Here is a 20,366-nt window from a genome sequence, read left to right as displayed (position 1 = left end):
ATGCAAAGCTTTGGTAAACAGCGGGGTTAACGAAGAGGAATATGGAGGCTGGCACTGAAACCGCCTCGCTGGCGATTACGCAGTCCCAGACGTCCACCATGCACAACCATTGCTTCGTGGGCGATCGACAGACCCAGACCGACTCCACCAGTCTGGCGACTTCGAGCCTGATCAGCGCGGTAGAATGGAGTCCGTAAACGTGGCAGGTCATCAGCATTGACGCCGGGGCCATCGTCACAGACTTCGAACACGCAATGGTCGTGTTTAAAATAAACTCTCAGGCTGACCAGGCGTTGCGCATACTTGAACGCGTTTCGAATCAGGTTTTCCAGTGCCATGGTAAACAGGCGTTTGTGGAGAAGGAGCGAAATATTGTCGGGTGCCTGCACTGAAAACTCAACGTTCAACGCATCAGCCTCAAATTGGGCATCATCGAGCAAGGGTTCTAACAGAGCCGGCACTTCTTCCTGCTGGCAGGTAAACTCAAGCGAACGAGTAATACACTCAGCCAACTGCAGCAGTTGCTTAATCATTTCATCAAGCTTTTCGCCTTCACTCTCGGCCCGGTCGAAATAGGCGCCTAACTGTTCCGGCGGCGCTGTTCTGGCCAGCGCGACTGACATCTGCAACCGACTTAAGGGGGTTTTTAACTCATGTGAAATATCGGCGATCAGCCGATTGTGCATGCTAACCATTTCCTGCAACTGGCTGGCCATGCGGTCAAAGTTGGCATACAACTTATCAAATTCATCATCCAGACAGATTTCGTTGCCCAGGCGGTAGTCAAAGTTGCCCTGACTTAACTCGTTAAAGCCACGTGATAAACGCTGTAGCGGACACACAATTGAACGGTAGAACAGAAAACTCATGCCCAAGGTCGTGAGCATAACCAAAGCCAGCTTCAGCCAGCCCGGTATTTCTCTGATTTTATCTAAAAAGCGCGGATAGCGATCGCGCCAGAACATCAGCATGTACTGTTCAGATTCAAGCTCTACATACTGCGGCCCGCTAATTACCATGTCGCGCAACAGCAGCTCAACCGGTTGACTATCGCGTTCAGCCTGTTCAATCAGTCGCTGCGCCTGCGTTGGCACTGACTCGGTACTCATCATCAGGCTGCCGTCGCTGGACAACACCGCCCAATGGACAAACCGGTCGTCACGCTTGTTCAGTTCGGTGTCCGTGTTTTCGACCACGTTCTTTACGATAAGCTGCCCTAAGGCCTGCATCCCGGTTAGGTCTTCAGCTGGAATCACCCGCTCTGTGACGCTTGCAGGCAAAAAGAATGTAGGCACAGACGCCGCCAGGTAGGACAGCAACAAGGTCAGCCAGAACCAGCCCAGAATTTTCACGCCCAGTGAACGAGGCTTCAAGGTCGCTAACATGCCAAACAGTACCCCCGCCCTCGCATGGCTTTAATTTCAACCACGCTGCCGATCAATGCTAATTTCTTTCTGATTTTACTCATGTGGGTATCAATGCTGCGGTCAAACGGCGTAAGCCTCCGCCCCAGGCATTCCATCGACAGTGTTTCTTTGCTGATCACTTCGCCCAGCTGCTGCGCCAGTTTAAGTAACAACGCATACTCCATGCCCGTCAGGCCAACCGGGATGTCATCATAATAAAGGGTGCGTGAAAGCAGATTGAATCTTAGGTCACCTATTTTTAAAAGGTTTGGCTCAGGCCCCTCAGCCGCTAAAGCGTCCGCAGGCTGTCCCGCCGGGAGCTTTGCCCGACGCAGTAGCGCCTTCACTCTGGCCAGCAGTTCACGGTGATTAAAGGGTTTCTCAAGGTAATCATCGGCACCCAGTTCAAGGCCAACAATTTTATCAATGTCTGCCCCGCGCGCGGAAATAATAATGACCGGGGTTGAGCTGCTTCGACGCACCTGCCTGAGCACTTCCAGACCATCTATACCGGGTAGCATGATATCCAGTAAAACGGCCTCATACGCTTTCTTCGACAAACGCCCAAGCGCATCGCGGCCGTTACGTGCGACATCTACTTCAAACTGGTTCAGAACCAGGTACTCACGCACCAGTTCTGCCAGTTCTTTATCATCTTCAACCAGTAATAGTTTAGTCATCGCAGCGAATAGTAACGGTTCCTGACTTTAGCAACAGTGGTTTTGCATAACTTAACGTTTCTCTACGTTCAATTTCTTATACTCGATTCGACTAATAAGCAGACCTATATCCCGAACAACTAACAATAATTTATTCAGGAGCTCATCCATGACGATCTCGAATCGAGGCGGTCGCCCCAGCAAGCGGGCATATATTCTTAATAACGCGCTGGAGTTGGCGCGCCAACAAGGTCCTCAAGGCTTCACCCTGGACGCCCTGTGCGAATTCGCCAATATTTCCAAAGGTGGAATCTTATATCATTTCTCGTGCGTCTACACCCTGGTTTCGGAAATGCTGACGCTGCATCTGAAGCAGGTCCTGCAACGCCATATGCCACAGTACGCAAGCTGGGAGTCACTGCCGGTTGATTCGATGATCGAACTACTGCAGACACTGCCTACTGAATCTAATCTGGAAATGCTGTTTATGAAAACCTATGCAGAGGCTCCTTTGAACCAACAGAAACGGCAGAGCCTGCAAGGCATTATCGGAGATATGGATGATAGCCAGCGGATAGCATTGTTTGCCGCGTTCGGTGAGCGGATGAGTCGTATATACGGGGCTCCAGCTGCTGCTAGCCAGACTCACAAAAAATCCGAGCAGCCGACCATGTCAATTATGCCCCAACCCGCTGCTGTATTCTAAATCAAGGATTTACAATTTTGCTGGGGCCTTTAAACTAGGTGGCTTGTTTACCTTATTAAATGAGCGAATCATCCATGCCAGCCAGACAAACCACCTTGTTAAGCCTCTCATTATTAGGGCTCAGCGCCCTGTTCCCAGCATCCGCCGCAACCTACCTGGCCGGCGGGGCCTACGACTACAGCGATAGCAGCATTTATCTGGCTGCAGGTACTGACGTTAGCCAACGCGTCTCGCTGCACGCACAATACCTCGACGCCTACGAGTTCGTTTTTCGGGGAACGGCAGATATCTATCTGGCCAACGGTTTCTCCGCAATTGCTGGTTTTAGTCACTACGATTACTCATCCAGTGACGATACCGGCACTATTCTTGGTTTAGGCTATAAATTTGCAGCGGGCGACGTGCCTATGGCAATTAAAGGGGTGAAGGATACCGTTGGTGACGGGTACTATTCGTTTGGTGTCTTTGCCTATGTACCACTGGGCCGTAACCTTGCCATCGAAGCAAGCTACAAACTTAATACCGATGATGTCGACAATGAAATGGGCCTGGGCGTACGCTTTCGTTTTTAAACGATCGCCGTAATCTACTTTCTGCGTCATTCCCGGGCTGACGAATCGCTACTGTTCATCTAGGCTTATGCCCATATTTAAATGAGACGAATCATTTCATTGGGAGGACGTATGCGAGTATATGTAATTGGTGCCAACGGCAAAATTGGACAGCACGTGGTTAAGCAGCTGCAACAACACCCGACTCATCAGCCCGTTGCCCTGGTCCGCAAAGATGAGCAAATTAAAGCGCTGCAGGCACAGGACATTGAAGCTCGTGGGTTTGATTTGACCGATAAGGTTGAAACGTTGAAAGAAAGCTTAGAAGGTGCAGATGCGATTATCTTTACTGCCGGGTCAGGTGGTTCGACAGAGGATGACATGACGCTGCGCATTGACCTTGACGGTGCTGTGAAGTCGATGGAAGCAGCAGAACTGGCAGGCGTAAAACGTTTTGTGATTGTCAGCGCGCTGCAAGCCCACAACCGTGAGTTCTGGCACCCTGATCTCACCCCTTACTATGTGGCCAAGCATTATGCTGATCGCGAGCTGATGCGCTCTGATCTGGAATACACTATTGTTCGTCCGGGTCTACTCACCGACGACAAGCCGACTGGTCAGGTAAGGGCTGAGAGCAACATCACTGAGGGGGAAATTCCCCGCGCTGATGTGGCCGCTATGCTGATTGAAGTGCTGGATAAACCAAACGCAGTGGGCAAAGCCTTTGATCTGATTACAGGCAATCAGTCGGTTGAATCTGTGGCCAGTCAGCTTTAACAGCACAGTCTTTAGTAACAGAGTATTTTGTAGCAAAGTCTTTAGTAGAAAAGCAGTGAGGCCGCAAATTTCGGTTTGCGGCCTCACTGCTTTTCTACATCTACACCTTACTTCATGTAGTCACCGGGAACACGGACAAAACCTTCCATCAACACTCTCGCACTGCGGCTCATAATTGCTTTTTTTACCTGCCATTCACCATTCACCAGAGTCGCTTCAGCACCGACTTTGAGCGTACCTGACGGATGACCGAAGGTGACAAACTTACGCTCATCGCCACCAGCCGCAAGATTAACCAGGGTGCCGGGAATCGCTGCGGCAGTGCCAATGGCGACGGCAGCAGTGCCCATCATGGCGTGGTGCAGTTTACCCATAGACAGCGCGCGAACCAGCACGTCAACATCGCCAGCTGCGACCTGTTTACCGCTGGATGCAACATAGCTTTGTGGGCCGGCGACAAAAGCCACTTTCGGCGTATGCTGACGGCTTTCAGCTTCTGCCAAATCCTTAATAACGCCCATTTTAAGGGCACCATGGGCGCGAATACGCTCAAACATCAACAGTGCATCCGGGTCGCTGTTAATCGCTTCCTGCAATTCAACGCCGGTGTAATTCACGTCTTCCGCATTGATAAACACGGTCGGAATTCCGGCATCTATCATGGTCGCTTTTAACACACCCAGACCAGGAACTTCCAGTTCATCCACCAGGTTACCGGTGGGGAACATCGAGCCACCCTGCCCGTCTTCATCAGATGCCGGGTCGATAAACTCGACTGGAATTTCAGCTGCCGGGAAGGTCACACCGTCAAGCTCGAAGTCGCCGGTTTCCTGCACCTGCCCATTTGTGACAGGCACCCGCGCGATAATGGTCTTTTCAATATTAGCCTGCCAGATACGTACTTCACAGACGCCATTTTCAGGTACTTTGTCAGCGTCTATTAGGCCGTTGCTGATAGCAAAAGGTCCTACCGCTGCCGACAGGTTGCCACAGTTGCCACTCCAGTCGACAAAAGGCTTGTCAATGGACACCTGGCCAAACAAATAATCGACGTCATGGTCCGCTTTGCTACTTTTGCTGACAATCACGGTCTTACTGGTGCTTGAGGTTGCCCCGCCCATACCATCGGTATGTTTACCATAGGGGTCCGGGCTGCCAATCACGCGCAACAGGAGTTTGTCACGGGCCGCACCCGGTTGGCGGGCATTTTCAGGTAAGTCGTCAAGGCGAAAGAATACGCCTTTACTGGTACCGCCACGCATATAAGTCGCGGCAATTTTAATTTGTGCTGGATGGGTCATGATTTACTCCCGCATGATTTCAATACTGAACGCTTAAAAAGGGGCCGCAACGGGCCCCTTTGGTTTTTTAAGCTTCGTGTTCATCAAAATGGCAAAACGAATGGTTAGGCGCTTTCAGACTCAAGAAAGTCTTTGGCGAACCGCTGTAATACACCACCTGCACTATACACACCAAGCTCTTCACCAGTATCCAGGCGACAGGTTACCGGCACTTCAAGTTGTTCACCATCTTTACGGTGGATGACCAGAGTAAGCTCAGCACCGGGCGCTGGTTCACCTTTCACATCAAAGGTTTCAGTTCCGTCGATGTTCAGGGTGGTGCGTGTGGTACCTGGTTTAAACTCCAGTGGCATAACACCCATTCCAATCAGGTTGGTGCGGTGAATACGCTCGAAGCCTTCAGCGACAATAGCCTCTACACCTGCTAAGCGAACGCCTTTGGCAGCCCAGTCACGCGATGAACCCTGACCGTAGTCATTGCCGGCGATAATAATCAGCGGCTGCTTGCGCTCCATGTAGGTTTCAATTGCTTCCCACATGCGCATCTGTTTACCTTCGGGTTCTACCCGCGCCAGCGACCCCTGAATAACTTTGCCATCCTTATCCGTCACCATTTCATTAAAGATTTTAGGATTGGCTAAGGTTGCCCGCTGGGCGGTCAAATGGTCACCACGGTGGGTCGCGTACGAGTTAAAGTCTTCTTCCGGAACGCCCATGCTGGCCAGGTATTCACCTGCTGCACTGTCCGCCATAATGGCATTTGACGGTGACAGATGGTCGGTGGTGATGTTGTCACCAAAGACTGCCAATGGCCGCATTCCGGTTAACGACGGAGCCGTGGCAAGCCCGCCTTCCCAGTATGGAGGACGACGAATGTAGGTGCTTTGTGGGCGCCACTTGTACAGCGGATCGTTCTTTTCCCCGTAATCGACGGACAGGTTAAACATCGGCTCATACACAGTACGGTACTGCTCCGGTTTAACCGCCTGTTTAACGATGGCGTCGATCTCGTCATCCGATGGCCAGATATCTTTCAGCGTAATCGGATTGCCCTCTTTGTCGTAGCCAAGCGCATCTTTTTCGATGTCAAAACGAATGCTACCTGCTATCGCATAGGCCACGACCAGCGGAGGTGACGCCAGAAACGCCTGCTTCGCGTGCGGGTGAATACGACCGTCAAAGTTACGATTGCCTGACAGTACCGCGGTTGAATACAGATCGCGTTCAATAATTTCCTGCTGGATCACCGGGTCAAGTGAGCCACTCATCCCGTTGCAGGTGGTACAAGCGAAACCAACCAGACCGAAGCCGAGGGTTTCCAGCTCTTCCATCAGATCCGCTTCTTCGAGGTACATCTTGACCGTTTTTGAACCCGGCGCCAGCGAGGATTTAACCCATGGCTTACGGGTCAGACCAAGCTTATTAGCATTGCGGGCGATCAAGCCTGCAGCAACCATATTGCGCGGGTTACTGGTATTGGTGCAGCTGGTAATGGCAGCGATGATCACCGCGCCATCCGGCATTTTACCGTCAACCTGCTCGTACTGCCCGGCAATTCCACGGCTGGCCAGTTCTGACGACGGTAGCAGCGCATGCGGATTAGACGGCCCGGCCATGTTACGGCCGACGCTCGACAGATCAAAGGTCAGCACACGTTCGTACTCAGCCTCTGTCATTTGCGAGGCCCATAAGCCGGTTTCTTTGGCATAACGCTCAACCAGTTCAACCTGCTCGTCAGCCCGACCGGTCAATTTAAGGTAATCAATGGTTTGCTCGTCGATGTAGAACATCGCCGCCGTGGCACCATATTCCGGTGTCATATTGGAAATGGTAGCGCGGTCACCAACGCTTAGCTTGTCAGCCCCTTCACCGAAGAACTCGAGGTAGGCACCAACCACCCGCTCGCGGCGCAGAAACTCGGTAATTGCCAGGACCAAATCGGTGCTGGTAATGCCCGGTTGCAGCTTGCCGGTGAGCTTAACACCTACGATATCCGGTAAACGCATGTAAGAGGCACGGCCGAGCATCACGCTCTCAGCTTCAAGCCCACCAACACCAACCGAGATAACGCCTAAGGCGTCTACCATGGGCGTGTGAGAGTCGGTACCGACACAGGTATCCGGGAATGCCACCCCATCACGAACCTGCACCACTGGTGACATTTTCTCCAGGTTAATCTGGTGCATAATGCCATTGCCCGGAGGGATTACATCAACGTTTTTAAACGCCGTTTTGGTCCAGTTAATAAAGTGAAAACGGTCGTCATTGCGACGGTCTTCAATCTGGCGGTTCTTTTCAAAGGCATCTTTTTCAAACCCCGCATGCTCAACCGCCAGCGAATGGTCAACAATCAGCTGAGTTGGCACGACCGGGTTGACCTTGGCCGGGTCTCCACCCTGATCGGCAATGGCATCACGCAAACCAGCCAAATCAACCAGCGCGGTTTGCCCAAGAATGTCATGGCAGACCACACGCGCAGGATACCAGGGGAAGTCGAGATCGCGTTTGCGCTCGATGAATTGATTAAGGCCATCGGTCAGGGTCTGGCCTTCGCCGCGGCGTACCAGTTGCTCGGCGAGAACCTTCGACGTATAGGGCAGCTTGTCGTAGCTACCGGGTTTAATGTCTTCTATCGCGGCACGGGTATCGTAGTAATAAAGATTCGTGCCTGGTAGAAGCTTGCGATATTCGCTCTTCATGTTAGTCACCTGAAAGGTTGTAGCTGGCTTTGTAGGCCATGCCTTGCATGCCCTGCGAAACGGCAGGCTAAGCCTGCCGTTTACTCTTAGCTAGCGTCTAGCGCTCAGACAAAGCCGGTACTGGGCGTGGCTCTGGGCCTGTATAATCAGCACTTGGGCGGATAATACGGTTGTTCGCACGCTGTTCTTTAACGTGTGCAGTCCAGCCACTAACCCGCGACATGACGAAAATTGGCGTGAACAGTTTGGTCGGGATGCCCATGTAGTGATAGGCAGACGCATGGAAGAAATCCGCATTCGGGAACAATTTCTTCTCCCGCCACATCACTTCTTCACAGCGCACTGACACGTCATACAAGCGGCTGTCGCCAAACTCTTCAGACAGCTTTTTCGACCAGGCTTTGATGATGTCATTGCGTGGATCGAATTCACGATAAATAGCGTGACCAAAGCCCATGATCTTGTCTTTGCGTTCCAGCATACCGACCAGGGTGCTTTCTGCATCGTCAGCTGATTCCATGTTTTCAATCAGATCCATCGCCGCTTCGTTGGCGCCACCATGCAGTGGTCCACGCAGCGAACCGATCGCGCCAGTCACACAGGAATGAATATCTGACAAGGTTGAAGCACACACCCGCGCGGTAAAAGTCGAGGCGTTGAATTCATGCTCTGCATACAGAATCAATGAGGTATTCATCACTGCTGAATGCAATTCAGTCGGCGCTTTGTCATGCAGCAAATGCAGGAAGTGCGCACCAATTGAGTCGTCATTGGTTTCGGTTTCAATCCGCACACCATCGTGGCTGTAGCGGTACCAGTACAGCATAATGCTTGGGAACACCGCCAGCATACGCTCAATATGGCGATCCGCGTCGTCAAAGCTCTCTTCGGTTTCCAGGTTACCGAGGAATGAACAACCGGTACGCAGCACGTCCATCGGGTGCGCTTCAGCCGGAATCCGCTCAAGCACGTCTTTTAGCTCTTGTGGTAAACCACGTAATGACTTCAAACGGGTTTTGTAGTCGCTTAACTCAGACTGGGTTGGCAATTCGCCATGCGCCAGCAGGTAGGCTACTTCTTCAAAGCTAACTTTATCCGCCAGTTCCTTAATATCATAACCACGGTATGTCAGGCCTGAACCACTTTTACCAACGGTACACAGTGCTGTTTCGCCAGCGACCTGGCCACGCAGGCCTGCTCCACTCAATGCTTTCTCTGCCATGATTAAACTCCTCGTTATTTTTTAGTAAAAAGTGCGTCCAGCTTTTCTTCAAACGCGTGGTAATTCAGAAAGTCATACAGCTCGGCACGCGTTTGCATGTCATCGACCACTGCTTTCTGATCACCGTTCTCTAAAATGCTGTTGTAGACATTCAAAGCCGCCTTGTTCATGGCACGGAATGCGCTTAACGGATACAGCACCATTTCGACACCGACTTCAGCCAGCTCTTGTTTATTAAATAATGGTGTCGCACCAAATTCGGTAATATTCGCCAGCACAGGTACATTCAGTGCTTTACTGAAGGCATCGTATTGCTCAAGGGTGTGCACCGCTTCGGCAAAAATCGCATCGGCACCGGCTTCAACACAGGCTTGAGCACGCTCAATCGCAGCTTCCAGACCTTCCTGTTGCAGCGCATCGGTACGCGCCATAATGAAAAAATTCTCGTCAGTACGTGCATCAACCGCAGCTTTCACCCGGTCGACCATTTCAGGCTGCGAGACGATTTCTTTGTTCGGGCGATGACCACAGCGCTTTTGCGCTACCTGATCTTCAATATGAAACCCTGCCGCACCGGCCCGGGTCATTTCTTTCACTGTCCGTGCGATATTAAATGCACCGCCCCAGCCTGTGTCTGCATCGACCAGCAAAGGTAAATCAGTCGCCGCGGTAATCCGACGAATGTCTTCACAAACGTCATTCAATGAGGTCATACCTAAGTCCGGCAAACCGAACGAGGCATTGGCAACACCGGCACCTGATAAGTAGAGTGCTTTATGGCCAACGCGTTCCGCCATCATTGCAGTGTAGGCGTTAATAGTACCCACCACCTGCAATGGCTTTTCTGATTTGATTGCGTCGCGTAGCTTTGCGCCTGCGCTGATAAGCTGTGTCATGCTAGTTTCCCTTATTTTGCAGTTGAATTTCGATGTTCTGACGTGATGCGCCGATATGGCGTCGCATCAGTAAGTCGGCAAGTTCACCATCGCGATTGGCAATGGCATTAATAATAGCTTTGTGCTCGTCAAATGCACGGGACACCCGTGGCCCGTTCATGCCCAGCTGAACCCGGTACATCCGCACCAGAAAGTAAAGCTCGTCACACAAAATGTTGATTAAATACGGATTTTTACTGCCGAGGATAATTCGGTAATGAAAGTCGAGGTCACCCGCTTCCTGATAATAACTTTCACCTTCGCGTACCCGTTGTGTCTGCAAATGCGCATCCAGCAAGTCGCGTAATTCGGTTATTTCGCCTTCCGCCATGTTCTCGGCCGCCAGCCGACAGGCCAGCCCTTCCAGCTCCTCGCGCAACTGGTATAGCGACAACAACCCTTGCGGGGTCAAAGTCACCACCCGGGCACCCGCATTCGGGGTCCGTTCAATCAGATGACAGCGCTCCAGCCTTGCCATTGCCTCTCGCAACGGCGCGCGGCTGACTTCAAAGCGTTTTGCCAACTCCGGCTCACTCATTTTGCTGCCCGGGGCTATGCTGCCTTCCACAATGGCTTTCTGAATTTCAAGCAGGACGCGATCAGATGCGGTCACTGGAGGTCGTAGTAAAACGTTTTCAATATGCATGAATTGTCGACAGCTTTTGAATATACGACCATTTTATACCTTTTATTCAAAGCTTCAATAGCCATTACCCAGGAATTGTCGACAATTGTGTAGAGAATCCCTGACAGGGTTGAGGATAAAAAAGGCCAGCTAAGTCATTCTTAGCTGGCCTTCCCTGTGACAGCATTCTGTCCACAATGTCGTTAGCGTAGATCCGGTAACAGGCTACGACCCTGAGTGTGCCGTGGCGCAGGCATACGCAGATAGTCGGACACCGTCGGCGCCACATCAATCAATTTTGAGGCGGGTATTCGTTTGCTGGTGAACCCACCGCCATAGGCGCAGGTAACGGTTTGCATATAAGGGTCGGTCGAAGCGCGCGAATGCCAGCCTAACGGACTGGTTTCTGCCACATACTGATCACCACGGGTACTGCGACTGCTGCGATAGTTATCCGCTTCAGACCAATAAACATCGCCCCCGGCGGCGCCTCCTATACCCAGCTCTGGGTGTTCGCTGGCGATATATACCCGCTCGATAACCGAACCGCCCTCACTATCTGCTGCGCCTTGCAGGGCTTGTACCACCTCGGCAATGACCGCTTCTTTCTCATCCGGTTCAACAATCCCACCACGCCACTCTGTGGTGTTAATGGTAACCCAATGGCCACTTGGGGCCACCGCTTTACTTTGGCTTAAATCAACCATGCCGTTTGCATCCAGCACCTGTAACCCGGCCTGCTGCAACAACACATTCGGTTTAAATTCCATCCAGCTGCTGCGCATCCCATGGTCACCGACTACGAAGGTCGCCGCATTGGCGTCAGCAGCAAGCTGCAACAAATGCTCCAGACGCAAATCGACCAGTTGCCAGGTCTTGTTACGCAATTCAGTCATGGCCTCGCCGACAGCCTCGTCGTATCCGGGCCACGTCGGGTCCATATAGGTCAGTAAACTGTGGTCAATGGAGTCACCTAACGGGAAGTAGTCGACCAGCAAATCAACCTGTTGCTCCTGCCAGAACCAACTGCTGCCTTTGTTAAACACCCGGGTAAATAATTCTGCTGTTTCCAGATACCGCGCTTCAGCAGTTCCGTCACCGCCCTGAAAACGCGTTGGACCAAATTTACCCGCCGTGTACATGCGCGACGCTGAATTACCAAACCAGCCCTGCACATACTCGTCATACCCTGCCTGGACAGACTCATGATTGGTATCCATGACATGCATCGACGGGTGGTAAAGCATAAAGTCTTCACCATTGTTGCTCACTTCAAAAAGGCGAGCGCGGAGGAAAGTATTGCCACTTTCCGTTTCTACCTTTAACGGCTTTGAAAAATGACGTGCCAGCTCGCGATCTGCAAAGTCCTCCGTCTCCACTGGGTTGGACTGGGCTATCACTGCCTGATTGATATCAGGCGTCAAACTAATCGCTATGCTGTCATAACGCGATGAACCGAACAGCAAACCGTGGAAGGTGCCGGCCGCATTGCTGAAGGTAAAAGCTTTTGGCTCGAGGGTCACCCCGAGTTGGCCTAAATTGCGCCACTGGCTAACCTCAGTCCAGCTGACATCTTCAGCGCGAATGACCGCATGTCCTGTGACCTGCTGGTTATAGCCATTCATCACCTGCACATTACTTAACTCGTAGCCCGCCTGAACGCGCTCGAAATCAGCCTGTTGCTGAGCATTACGCTCGCCGCTGCGGGCCGGGAACCCTGCTTCACCAGGTGCCTGGGTTGAGTGGTGCCCACCCACCCGTCGTTGCGCGTAACCCGCACTGATCCAAATAGGTTCGGCGCTTAGGTTGGCCGAGTCAAACCCTGAAATTGTCGCCATCACGGTATTTTGATCGCGTGGTAAGACATGAACGGCGTTGGCTGCAATATTGTGCACATCACCATAAGCCCCGGTCCAGATCGACGCGTGACCTGCGGCAGTCACTGACGGAAACATAGGTTGCGCATACTCAGTACAGGCGCCGCCATCAAAAACCCGATACAGCGCGGGCGCCTGCTGCGCTGATAAATTATCGCGCAGTAGCCGTTCGTTTAACGCATCAATACTCACCAGTATTGCGCGCTCACCGGATGGCTGGGGATTTATTGAACATGCGGACAGCACCACAGCAGCCGAGACTGTGGTAAGAAAAAAAGCAGATTTGTACATCGTTTGGATACCTGATAAAACGTTTCCCATCTATTGGCGCCACTTTAGCAGAGTTTTATGACAAGCCGAAGTTCGTGCGCCGCAGTATCTATAGCATTCAACCTGGAGTTCGTTGATGAAATATTTGCATACCATGGTCCGCGTTCATGATTTGGAGGCGTCATTACGTTTCTACTGTGAAGGGCTGGGGTTACATGAAGTGCGTCGTAAAGAGGTACCCGAAGGCCGTTTCACCCTGCTCTTTTTAGCCGCCAAAGAGAGCCCGGAAGCCGAATTGGAACTGACCTACAACTGGGACCCTGAAACCTACTCTGGCGGCCGCAACTTTGGTCATCTGGCGTTCGAGGTCGATGACATTTACGCCACCTGCGATCACTTGCAGGGCATGGGTATTACCATTAATCGACCGCCCCGTGACGGCCGCATGGCATTTGTCCGCTCACCAGATGATATTTCCATTGAGCTTTTGCAACGCGGCGACGCACAGCCAGCCAAAGAGCCGTGGCTTTCTATGGCCAACCAGGGGAGCTGGTAATCAAAGGTCGTCATTTAAATGCGCGGTGAACTCGGTTGAGTTTTTATTCTGAAACAATAAAAGTTCAGCCGAAATCGTCTAAAGTCTGTGTATAGATTATTACACGTTACCTGACCCTCAACGTCAGACAGGAGACCCTCAGATGAGTACCGCTCACCGCGCTTATATTCCGACAAACGCCCATTCCAATCAGTATGTCCTGGTAGAATTAAAGCCCAGTGATGAGTTTTATCAGACATTTAAAAGTCCAGAGGCATGTTACGACAAGCTAAGCCGCTTATTTTTTCGCTTAGCCGAAGATGAAAGCCTGAGCAATGTGCATTTCATCGCCAATGATAAACTGCCGGTGGTGCGTTACCACAGTGAATACTACTGCTTCCAGACTCAAAAGCAGATGCTGTTTTTCTACAATCCAAAGTATCACGAAGCACAGAATGCCTTTATTAAGCCTGATTACAAAGCACGTAAGATCCGCCTCCTGTTTCTCGCTACAGGCAGCGATATCCGCGCCAACTCTGCCCAGTTCCACCGCCGCGTACACCGCCTGATTAAGCATTTTAAAGCCGAGTTACCAGACCTGCCACTGGAACTCAAAGTACGTGACCATCAGCATCTGTCCTATGACTTGTTCGCGCGCGATAAAGGGCACAAAGAAACCTACGCCTATAAACTGCGTTCACTCTATGCCCGTTACGAGAAGCGCAACTGCGACCTGCCGCAACCGCGCAGCGAGCTTACCTACGCCACGGTTGCGCTGCCCCTCTCTCGCCGCCTGAAGCAAAACCTCAAACTGCATGACCATGACTATGGTGCCATGTATAAGCGAATTGAAACGGTATTTACCGATGTCTGTGAGAAGCACGGCATTGCCCACCGCGCTTTTGTTGCAAACGGCAAGACGCCGCTGGTCCGCAACAGCCAGGTCGATATTTCCGAACAGAATTCTGAATTGCAGAAAATGAGTTTTGACACCACAAGCGATGACGCTCAGCAACTCAGTTTTTACGAGGACGACAATCTGGTTGAAGCCGTTAACTTTATCTTTGTGGCGGGTCAGCACGACTGCCACGAGCGTGGCTACGGCCGCTTCATGAACCGGGTTCATGAAGCGCTTAAGGATTTAACAGGGGACATTAAACTTCGCCCCGAACATGACGATCTGATCGTGCGTTTTTACCAGCACATTAGCTATATACTCTAATCGCCGGGGGCCGGTACTCTACCACGGGTACCGGCTTATTTTGCGTCATCCTCGCCTTTCGGGCTACTGTCGACCGCTCCAACCTGTCGCTCAATACCGAGTTCATTGCGAAAATGGACGTCAATCTGATTAAACGCGACTTCTATGCCAGCAGCTTTAAAGCGACGGTCTATTTCCCGATTCAGAGCATCAATGGTCGGCATCCGGTCGGACAGGTTTTCGACGTGCACGCGCAGCTCGTGATCAAGTGTCGAAGCGCCAAATTGCATGAACAACACCGTAGGTTCGGGGTCATCAAGCACACGCTCTTCGTCTTGCCCTATCGCCAATAAGATTTCCCGGGTTTTAGCCAGATCTGAGCCATATGCCACGCCTACTTTAATGGTTAAGCGGGTAATGGTGTTACTTAGCGACCAGTTTACAAACTGACCAGTAATGAACTGTCGGTTCGGTACCACAATGTCACGGCGATCAAAATCGGTTATCACCGTCGCCCGTATACGGATCTGACTTACCCGGCCGGACAAAGTGTCCAGGGTAACAATATCGCCTACCCGCAGCGGACGTTCGAAAAAGAGAATCAAACCTGAGATGAAATTACCGAAAATTTCCTGCAATCCAAACCCGAGCCCTACCGTCAGCCCGGCTGCTAACCACTGCAATTGATCCCAGCGTACCCCGAGCGAAGCAAGAAAGGTGACCACGGCGATGCTGATGACCACGTAATTAACCAGCGAGGTGACCGCATACGCAGTCCCCATCTGCAATTGCAGGCGTGACAGTATCGTCATCTCAAGCAAGCCAGGCAAGTTTCGCACTAACACCAGGCCGACCAACGCAATCACCACCGCACTAACTAAGCCACCGAGACTAAGTGCACTATCGCCAGTCGCTGCATCTTCCCACAATACCTGTGTATCCAGATAATCCAGTGCCATCGTCGCTTCCGACCACACCTGATATAGAATAAACGCGAATAGTGCCATCAGGCCAAAGCGCGCCAGTCGTTGGGACTGCTCTTTCGCGCCCTGCGCATCTGCTTCTGAGCGGGCAAGTGGTGGCGCCTCGTCTTTCACGCGCGCCTGCGACGGCTTTTCGTCCGCTTTTTCGTGGTCTTTTAGTACCGCCTCAACCTCGCGCTCCACCGCCTGCTGGGCCAGTTGCCGTTCCTGCATCCGATCATAAGCAAAGTCCAGGGCCCGCTGGACACCCGCCGCAGTAAGCATCCATACGCTGATAACATAGAACGTCGCCAGATAGTAACCACTTAACATCAGCGCTGTGTAGTAATACCCGCTGGATACCATAATCAACAGCATGACTGGCAATACCAACAAAGCCGAAGCAACCGTACGATGAGTGAGTTTAGAACCATACAGCGGCGGCAGCTTAGCAAAGAGAGCGAGCAGGATTGCGATCAGATACAAACTGGTTATAAATAGCACCAACTGACCGATGACGTCCTGGCTCAGTTGTGTGGTCTGTTGGCTGGCCACTGCAAGAATGAAACTTAATGGCACCAGAACCCAGCCCAGGGCCAGTATAAAACGGCGCAAGACCGAGCATTGATCGTCCTGCCAGCGAAAATACAGACTCGCAAAGCCATTACGCCGCAATATCCTGCTCAGGAAGCTAATCATAAACAATGAACCGGCAACGGCATTCAGCGCTTTATCCAGGTAAATATCGTCGCCGACAGGGGCATTGATAAACTGCCCGGCAATTAAAACCACTAAAGACAACGGGGCAACCAGTAATCCATGCAACAACAGCGCGCTCGGCACCAACCAGGGTGAGGACGCTGAATTCGACGCCACATCCTTGTTATATAGCGACAAGCGCAGCAAAATAGCGCGTCGTTTGAGCACTAAAATCAATAATAAAACGGTAAAAGCAACCATCAGCAGAGTGATCTGCACGCTTAACTGTGTCACTAACTGACTCAGCGCCTGGTAGATGCGTACGGCCTGAGCCGAAACATGGCCCGGAAACTGACTAAACCACTGCCACTCCATCGCCCGGTTGCTGGGTGTCCAGAACAGGTAATCAGCAAGCGTATTTTCAAACGCAGTTAACTCGCTAGTTAAACGACCCTGCACCTGCATAAAATCAACCAGTAAACTGATATCGCTTTCCAGCTCGGTCAGGTTTGCTTCCAATTCGTCGCGCTGGCTTTGTTCCAGCTCCGGCTCCCTCAGTTCGCGCTGCACGTGAAACAAGTCGAGCCGAAGCTGAGCCAGCAGCTCTTCAAAGTCCTGAGTCCTGACGTCACGTACGCTGGCTCGCTGTTCCTGCAGGATCTGGTGAAGCATGCGGCTCCCCTGCAACACCTCGTATTGTGCCTCTAAATCAAGCCGGTCCTGACTCAGTTCCTCATAATAGGCTTGCAGATCAGCGAGCTGAGACTCCAGATTCGCCGTCGACTGAGCGAGCGCCGACGATGGTGCTGCGACGAATAGCAAGGCACAAAGAGCGAACAGGTAGCAGAAGCGCATGAGCAACAGAATCCTTAGTGGTTACAGACCGTTCAGTGTACTCATCCAGCGCAAAAATAACAGTTTTTCAGCATTGCTTTATCATGTCATGACCGGCCAGACCATGCGGCGCATAAAAAAAGCCCGGCTGCAGCGCAACCGGGCTTTTCATAGGTCTAGCGAAGGGCTTAGAATTCGAGCAGAATATTTAAATCGTCCGCCTTGCTCGCATCGCTGATATAACCAATGGTGCCTGGATTCGAGCGAACATATTCCAGCACTGCCTCATCAGATTCGACCTGGCGCAGCTCTGCGGCGCGGCCGGTAAACAACAAGCGCGACCAGTGGGCTTTGATCTGCTCTGCAGAACGGCCAATGACGTTGGCCTCAAAAGCCTGACGTACTGCTGAGCCCTCTTGCTGATTAACAGCAATTAGTTCCCGCGACTGCCCCATGTAGATACGAGTGATGCGGGCTGAATCGATTTCGCTTTGGCTGATCACCGCACCACTTTGTGCCATAGCAGGCAGACTTGCCATTGCCCACACCAGTGCAGTACCAAGCAAGGTGACTTTAATTAACTTCAACATAGTAGTCGCTCCTTAAAATACTGTCTGGACAGAAAAAGACACCACATTGGAACGGGTATCCAGTGCTTTATCATCAACGTGGGTTACGTCAAATTTAAAGGCAACACCGGCTCGTACGTCATAGCGCAAACCTAACGAGGTCATATTCGAGCGTTGGGTGGTACTACTGGTTAATTGCTGAACGCCTTGCGCCAATGGTTCTGGCAGCGTGGCTAAAGCAAAATCCGCTTGCTGATCGCGGGTGCCAGCATAGGTGACATGAGGCATCCAGCTTCCAAAGCGCTTCCCTAAACTGGCATAAAACGAGCGTTGTTTCGCCAGGAAGCTGTCCTGCACCTCAAGCTCGGTGTATTCACTGGCAAATACCCAGTCAAAGTTATCAAAGTTGAGACCGATACTGGCAAAGGTTCCTTCACGCTCGTCAACGCGCAGATCATCAGCCAGTGAAGCAAAATCAGCACCGCTCAATTGCATCATCAACCCATTAAACTCCGGTGTCTGCAGTTCGACAGACACGTCGCTGCTATAAAAGAAACCGCCGCGCACTGTCCAACTGTGGTAATTCAGACTTGAACTTACCCCAACCAGATTTTCTAGATCTGTTTCCGCCTGCGAATCCGCCACTTCAACGCTGTCATTGAAGTTACCGACAATAAACTGCGTCGACAGCATGCTGTCGCCTAGAAAGGCATTGTGTTGGACGCTCGCCCCGGTGAAGTTATCAAAGGGTACCCGGTACACTGCCTGCGGCGTGCGCAGCCAATGGTAGCTGTAGGCTACATCGAGTGAATCCGAATAGTTATAGAGGGGTAAGCGAAGCTTACCGGCGTTGATGGTCCAGGCTTCATTCAGTTGATACTGCAGATACGCCCATTCGACGCCAAGGTCGAAGTTATCTTCGCCCCGTGACATCAACTGTGTGGTGATGCTCAGGTCATCGGCCAGTTGAGCACGGCCCTGCAGTGCAAACAGAGTATCTGGTTTGAAGTCCACTGAGTCTTCATAACCGAATGCCTGCTCGTCGCTTCCGGTGGTAAAACCAGCGCCAATATTGGCAAAGCCACTCCACTCAATATTTGCATGTGCCGCCGAGCCTGCCAACATAAGGCCACTCAACAATCCTAGTTTGAATACGCGTTGCATACTGCGCTCCCTTTATATGTGTGATTTGCGCGCAGTTTATAGACTGGAAGACGGTGAGACCAGAATCTATTTGCTATATCATATAACGCTAATTTGTTGTTCAACGGTGAGCTTTTAACGCAAGCTAAACAAGGTGTGCAGACTTCCACCAGCTAAATATTACAGAACTGTTACATAGCTTGACCCAGCGCAATTCTGTGGTTAACTGCTTGTTATCTGAAACCACCTCTGTAGTATGAAAATACCTATAAAAGTTTGCTGTTTTTATCGAGGATTCCTATGTCATTGCCCTTTTCACAAGCCTGTGAAAACAACAAGCGCCCCATTTTTGAGATACTTAGCAAGGCCTTATCTGAGCCGGGATCAGTGCTTGAAGTGGGCAGTGGCAGCGGCCAACATGCCGAGTTTTTTGCCCAGCAACTACCGCATATTCGTTGGCAATGCAGCGACGTCGAAGCCAATCTGCCAGGTTTACAGGCTCGTATCCGCGAAGCTCAGCTGGAAAACCTGCCCGCTGCTTTGGCATTTGACGTCAATCGCCAGCAAATCATAAGCGGTCGCTTTGATCTGGTTTATAGTGCAAATACCCTGCATATTATGAGCTGGCCAACGGTGGTTCGTTTCTTTAAGACCCTGCCCGCACTTCTCAACGAGCACGGCTCTGTCTGGATCTACGGCCCGTTTAATTATGGCGGTTTGTACACCAGCGGCAGCAACGAGCTGTTCGACCAGTCACTGAAAAGCCGCAATGCGGGCATGGGCATTCGGGATATTGAGAAAGTGCAGCAGCTCGCCCATAGCCAGGGCTTCACCCATCTACAGGATTACCAGATGCCAGCTAACAATCGCTTATTACGCTTCTATAAAGGCTAAAGCCCGTAGCTGAGGCTTGCCCGCTATGGGTAAGCCAGGGAGGCGTAGGCCACTTCGAACGCAGTTTCCTGAAACTTTTTAAGGCCGGTGTCGGCAAAATCAACCGGTATCGGATTGCGTTTCAGTTTTTCTTTCTGCTCGGTTGCCTTAAGCAGACTCACATCGATGTTTTCAATCAACTGAATGGCCGCTTCAATTTTGAACCCTACTGCGGCACCGGCAAACTTACCTTTCTGAGCGCGCTCGCGAATAACGACCTGCTCAACTTTGTAGTCCTGCAGAAACTTGGCAAAGGTAAACTGAAAGTGACGCATATTGTCAGCCTCCTGATCTTTTACCAACTGAAAGCGCACCTGGCGGCAGTCAGGAATATCAAACAGGCCGTCCTCTTTGTTTAAAAGGCAAATAATCGCTTCGTTGCTTTTTATTTCAACGCCACATACACGCATGGTCAGGGTCCCTTTTTTGATTGAGTCTTGAGTGAGCCTTAAAATTCGGCGG

The 20,366-nt window shown here is 51.5% G+C and carries 18 protein-coding genes; 6 read left to right on the top strand and 12 right to left on the bottom strand.

Going from position 1 to position 20,366, the window contains the following annotated elements; translation table 11 throughout:
• Window positions 1-26: 26 nt before the first annotated feature.
• Together CWE14_RS09125 and CWE14_RS09120 are read right to left on the bottom strand one after the other, a co-directional pair.
• Window positions 27-1,385, bottom strand: a complete 1,359-nt coding sequence (locus CWE14_RS09125; protein ID WP_126799079.1) for an ATP-binding protein — start codon at window positions 1,383-1,385, stop codon at window positions 27-29.
• Window positions 1,379-2,086 carry a response regulator transcription factor gene (locus tag CWE14_RS09120; RefSeq protein ID WP_126799078.1) on the bottom strand — a complete coding sequence of 236 codons (708 nt, stop codon included), beginning with the start codon at window positions 2,084-2,086 and terminating at the stop codon, window positions 1,379-1,381. The genes CWE14_RS09125 and CWE14_RS09120 overlap by 7 nt, the downstream gene beginning before the upstream one ends.
• A gap of 148 nt (window positions 2,087-2,234) precedes the next feature.
• On the opposite strand from CWE14_RS09120, the gene CWE14_RS09115 reads away from it, so the two are divergent.
• The 3 genes from CWE14_RS09115 to CWE14_RS09105 all read left to right on the top strand — a co-directional run bounded on the left by CWE14_RS09115 (window position 2,235) and on the right by CWE14_RS09105 (window position 4,099).
• Complete coding sequence (locus tag CWE14_RS09115; protein ID WP_126799077.1) at window positions 2,235-2,771, top strand: TetR/AcrR family transcriptional regulator; 537 nt, start codon at window positions 2,235-2,237, stop codon at window positions 2,769-2,771.
• 74 nt (window positions 2,772-2,845) lie between these two features.
• Complete coding sequence (locus CWE14_RS09110; RefSeq protein WP_126799076.1) at window positions 2,846-3,343, top strand: hypothetical protein; 498 nt, start codon at window positions 2,846-2,848, stop codon at window positions 3,341-3,343.
• A 111-nt stretch (window positions 3,344-3,454) separates the two neighbouring features.
• Window positions 3,455-4,099 (top strand): SDR family oxidoreductase, encoded by a 645-nt coding sequence (locus tag CWE14_RS09105; protein WP_126799075.1) that lies wholly within the window; start codon window positions 3,455-3,457, stop codon window positions 4,097-4,099.
• A 107-nt stretch (window positions 4,100-4,206) separates the two neighbouring features.
• Here the strand turns inward: CWE14_RS09105 and prpF are convergent, their stop codons facing one another.
• From prpF to CWE14_RS09075, 6 genes are all read right to left on the bottom strand, one after another.
• Window positions 4,207-5,400 carry a 2-methylaconitate cis-trans isomerase PrpF gene (gene prpF / locus CWE14_RS09100; protein ID WP_126799074.1) on the bottom strand — a complete coding sequence of 398 codons (1,194 nt, stop codon included), beginning with the start codon at window positions 5,398-5,400 and terminating at the stop codon, window positions 4,207-4,209.
• A 104-nt stretch (window positions 5,401-5,504) separates the two neighbouring features.
• Entirely contained in the window at window positions 5,505-8,099 is a 2,595-nt protein-coding gene (gene acnD, locus CWE14_RS09095; protein WP_126799073.1) for a Fe/S-dependent 2-methylisocitrate dehydratase AcnD, read from the bottom strand.
• 97 nt (window positions 8,100-8,196) lie between these two features.
• Entirely contained in the window at window positions 8,197-9,321 is a 1,125-nt protein-coding gene (prpC, locus tag CWE14_RS09090) for a bifunctional 2-methylcitrate synthase/citrate synthase (RefSeq protein WP_126799072.1), read from the bottom strand.
• Between the two features lie 14 nt (window positions 9,322-9,335).
• Window positions 9,336-10,205 (bottom strand): methylisocitrate lyase, encoded by an 870-nt coding sequence (gene prpB / locus CWE14_RS09085; RefSeq protein ID WP_420837103.1) that lies wholly within the window; start codon window positions 10,203-10,205, stop codon window positions 9,336-9,338.
• Window positions 10,206-10,218: 13 nt separating this feature from the next.
• Window positions 10,219-10,902 carry a GntR family transcriptional regulator gene (locus tag CWE14_RS09080; RefSeq protein ID WP_126799070.1) on the bottom strand — a complete coding sequence of 228 codons (684 nt, stop codon included), beginning with the start codon at window positions 10,900-10,902 and terminating at the stop codon, window positions 10,219-10,221.
• A gap of 182 nt (window positions 10,903-11,084) precedes the next feature.
• The gene (locus CWE14_RS09075; protein WP_198676562.1) at window positions 11,085-13,049 is read right to left on the bottom strand and encodes an alkaline phosphatase family protein; all 1,965 of its coding nucleotides are present in this window, start codon (window positions 13,047-13,049) and stop codon (window positions 11,085-11,087) included.
• A gap of 115 nt (window positions 13,050-13,164) precedes the next feature.
• On the opposite strand from CWE14_RS09075, the gene CWE14_RS09070 reads away from it, so the two are divergent.
• Together CWE14_RS09070 and CWE14_RS09065 are read left to right on the top strand one after the other, a co-directional pair.
• Window positions 13,165-13,584 (top strand): VOC family protein, encoded by a 420-nt coding sequence (locus CWE14_RS09070; RefSeq protein ID WP_126799068.1) that lies wholly within the window; start codon window positions 13,165-13,167, stop codon window positions 13,582-13,584.
• 142 nt (window positions 13,585-13,726) lie between these two features.
• Window positions 13,727-14,785, top strand: a complete 1,059-nt coding sequence (locus CWE14_RS09065) for a DUF3083 family protein (RefSeq protein ID WP_126799067.1) — start codon at window positions 13,727-13,729, stop codon at window positions 14,783-14,785.
• 35 nt (window positions 14,786-14,820) lie between these two features.
• On the opposite strand, the gene CWE14_RS09060 is transcribed toward CWE14_RS09065, so the two are convergent.
• The 3 genes from CWE14_RS09060 to CWE14_RS09050 all read right to left on the bottom strand — a co-directional run bounded on the left by CWE14_RS09060 (window position 14,821) and on the right by CWE14_RS09050 (window position 18,992).
• The gene (locus tag CWE14_RS09060; RefSeq protein ID WP_126799066.1) at window positions 14,821-17,280 is read right to left on the bottom strand and encodes a mechanosensitive ion channel domain-containing protein; all 2,460 of its coding nucleotides are present in this window, start codon (window positions 17,278-17,280) and stop codon (window positions 14,821-14,823) included.
• Window positions 17,281-17,447: 167 nt separating this feature from the next.
• The gene (locus CWE14_RS09055) at window positions 17,448-17,849 is read right to left on the bottom strand and encodes a type 2 periplasmic-binding domain-containing protein (RefSeq protein WP_126799065.1); all 402 of its coding nucleotides are present in this window, start codon (window positions 17,847-17,849) and stop codon (window positions 17,448-17,450) included.
• Window positions 17,850-17,861: 12 nt separating this feature from the next.
• Window positions 17,862-18,992: a hypothetical protein gene (locus CWE14_RS09050; protein ID WP_126799064.1), complete on the bottom strand. Its 1,131-nt coding sequence runs from the start codon at window positions 18,990-18,992 to the stop codon at window positions 17,862-17,864.
• Window positions 18,993-19,271: 279 nt separating this feature from the next.
• Between CWE14_RS09050 and CWE14_RS09045 the strand changes: the two genes are divergently transcribed.
• Window positions 19,272-19,865, top strand: coding sequence for a DUF938 domain-containing protein (locus tag CWE14_RS09045; RefSeq protein ID WP_126799063.1), 594 nt, complete (start codon window positions 19,272-19,274; stop codon window positions 19,863-19,865).
• Between the two features lie 23 nt (window positions 19,866-19,888).
• Here the strand turns inward: CWE14_RS09045 and CWE14_RS09040 are convergent, their stop codons facing one another.
• Entirely contained in the window at window positions 19,889-20,314 is a 426-nt protein-coding gene (locus tag CWE14_RS09040) for a DUF3010 family protein (RefSeq protein ID WP_126799062.1), read from the bottom strand.
• Between the last annotated feature and the right edge of the window lie 52 nt (window positions 20,315-20,366).

The sequence above is a fragment of the Aliidiomarina soli genome (assembly GCF_003986975.1).
Classification (GTDB): Bacteria; Pseudomonadota; Gammaproteobacteria; order Enterobacterales; family Alteromonadaceae; genus Aliidiomarina; species Aliidiomarina soli.
The sequence above is the reverse complement of the archived record's forward strand: the minus strand, read 5'-3'. Positions and strand labels throughout refer to the sequence as shown.

What these genes read in the sequence shown, in the direction of transcription:
- CWE14_RS09125 (WP_126799079.1), bottom strand. Translation starts at nt 1,385, where the DNA reads ATGTTAGCGACCTTGAAGCCTCGTTCACTGGGCGTGAAAATTCTGGGC.
- CWE14_RS09120 (WP_126799078.1), bottom strand. Translation starts at nt 2,086, where the DNA reads ATGACTAAACTATTACTGGTTGAAGATGATAAAGAACTGGCAGAACTG.
- CWE14_RS09115 (WP_126799077.1), top strand. Translation starts at nt 2,235, where the DNA reads ATGACGATCTCGAATCGAGGCGGTCGCCCCAGCAAGCGGGCATATATT.
- CWE14_RS09110 (WP_126799076.1), top strand. Translation starts at nt 2,846, where the DNA reads ATGCCAGCCAGACAAACCACCTTGTTAAGCCTCTCATTATTAGGGCTC.
- CWE14_RS09105 (WP_126799075.1), top strand. Translation starts at nt 3,455, where the DNA reads ATGCGAGTATATGTAATTGGTGCCAACGGCAAAATTGGACAGCACGTG.
- prpF (WP_126799074.1), bottom strand. Translation starts at nt 5,400, where the DNA reads ATGACCCATCCAGCACAAATTAAAATTGCCGCGACTTATATGCGTGGC.
- acnD (WP_126799073.1), bottom strand. Translation starts at nt 8,099, where the DNA reads ATGAAGAGCGAATATCGCAAGCTTCTACCAGGCACGAATCTTTATTAC.
- prpC (WP_126799072.1), bottom strand. Translation starts at nt 9,321, where the DNA reads ATGGCAGAGAAAGCATTGAGTGGAGCAGGCCTGCGTGGCCAGGTCGCT.
- CWE14_RS09080 (WP_126799070.1), bottom strand. Translation starts at nt 10,902, where the DNA reads ATGCATATTGAAAACGTTTTACTACGACCTCCAGTGACCGCATCTGAT.
- CWE14_RS09075 (WP_198676562.1), bottom strand. Translation starts at nt 13,049, where the DNA reads ATGTACAAATCTGCTTTTTTTCTTACCACAGTCTCGGCTGCTGTGGTG.
- CWE14_RS09070 (WP_126799068.1), top strand. Translation starts at nt 13,165, where the DNA reads ATGAAATATTTGCATACCATGGTCCGCGTTCATGATTTGGAGGCGTCA.
- CWE14_RS09065 (WP_126799067.1), top strand. Translation starts at nt 13,727, where the DNA reads ATGAGTACCGCTCACCGCGCTTATATTCCGACAAACGCCCATTCCAAT.
- CWE14_RS09060 (WP_126799066.1), bottom strand. Translation starts at nt 17,280, where the DNA reads ATGCGCTTCTGCTACCTGTTCGCTCTTTGTGCCTTGCTATTCGTCGCA.
- CWE14_RS09055 (WP_126799065.1), bottom strand. Translation starts at nt 17,849, where the DNA reads ATGTTGAAGTTAATTAAAGTCACCTTGCTTGGTACTGCACTGGTGTGG.
- CWE14_RS09050 (WP_126799064.1), bottom strand. Translation starts at nt 18,992, where the DNA reads ATGCAACGCGTATTCAAACTAGGATTGTTGAGTGGCCTTATGTTGGCA.
- CWE14_RS09045 (WP_126799063.1), top strand. Translation starts at nt 19,272, where the DNA reads ATGTCATTGCCCTTTTCACAAGCCTGTGAAAACAACAAGCGCCCCATT.
- CWE14_RS09040 (WP_126799062.1), bottom strand. Translation starts at nt 20,314, where the DNA reads ATGCGTGTATGTGGCGTTGAAATAAAAAGCAACGAAGCGATTATTTGC.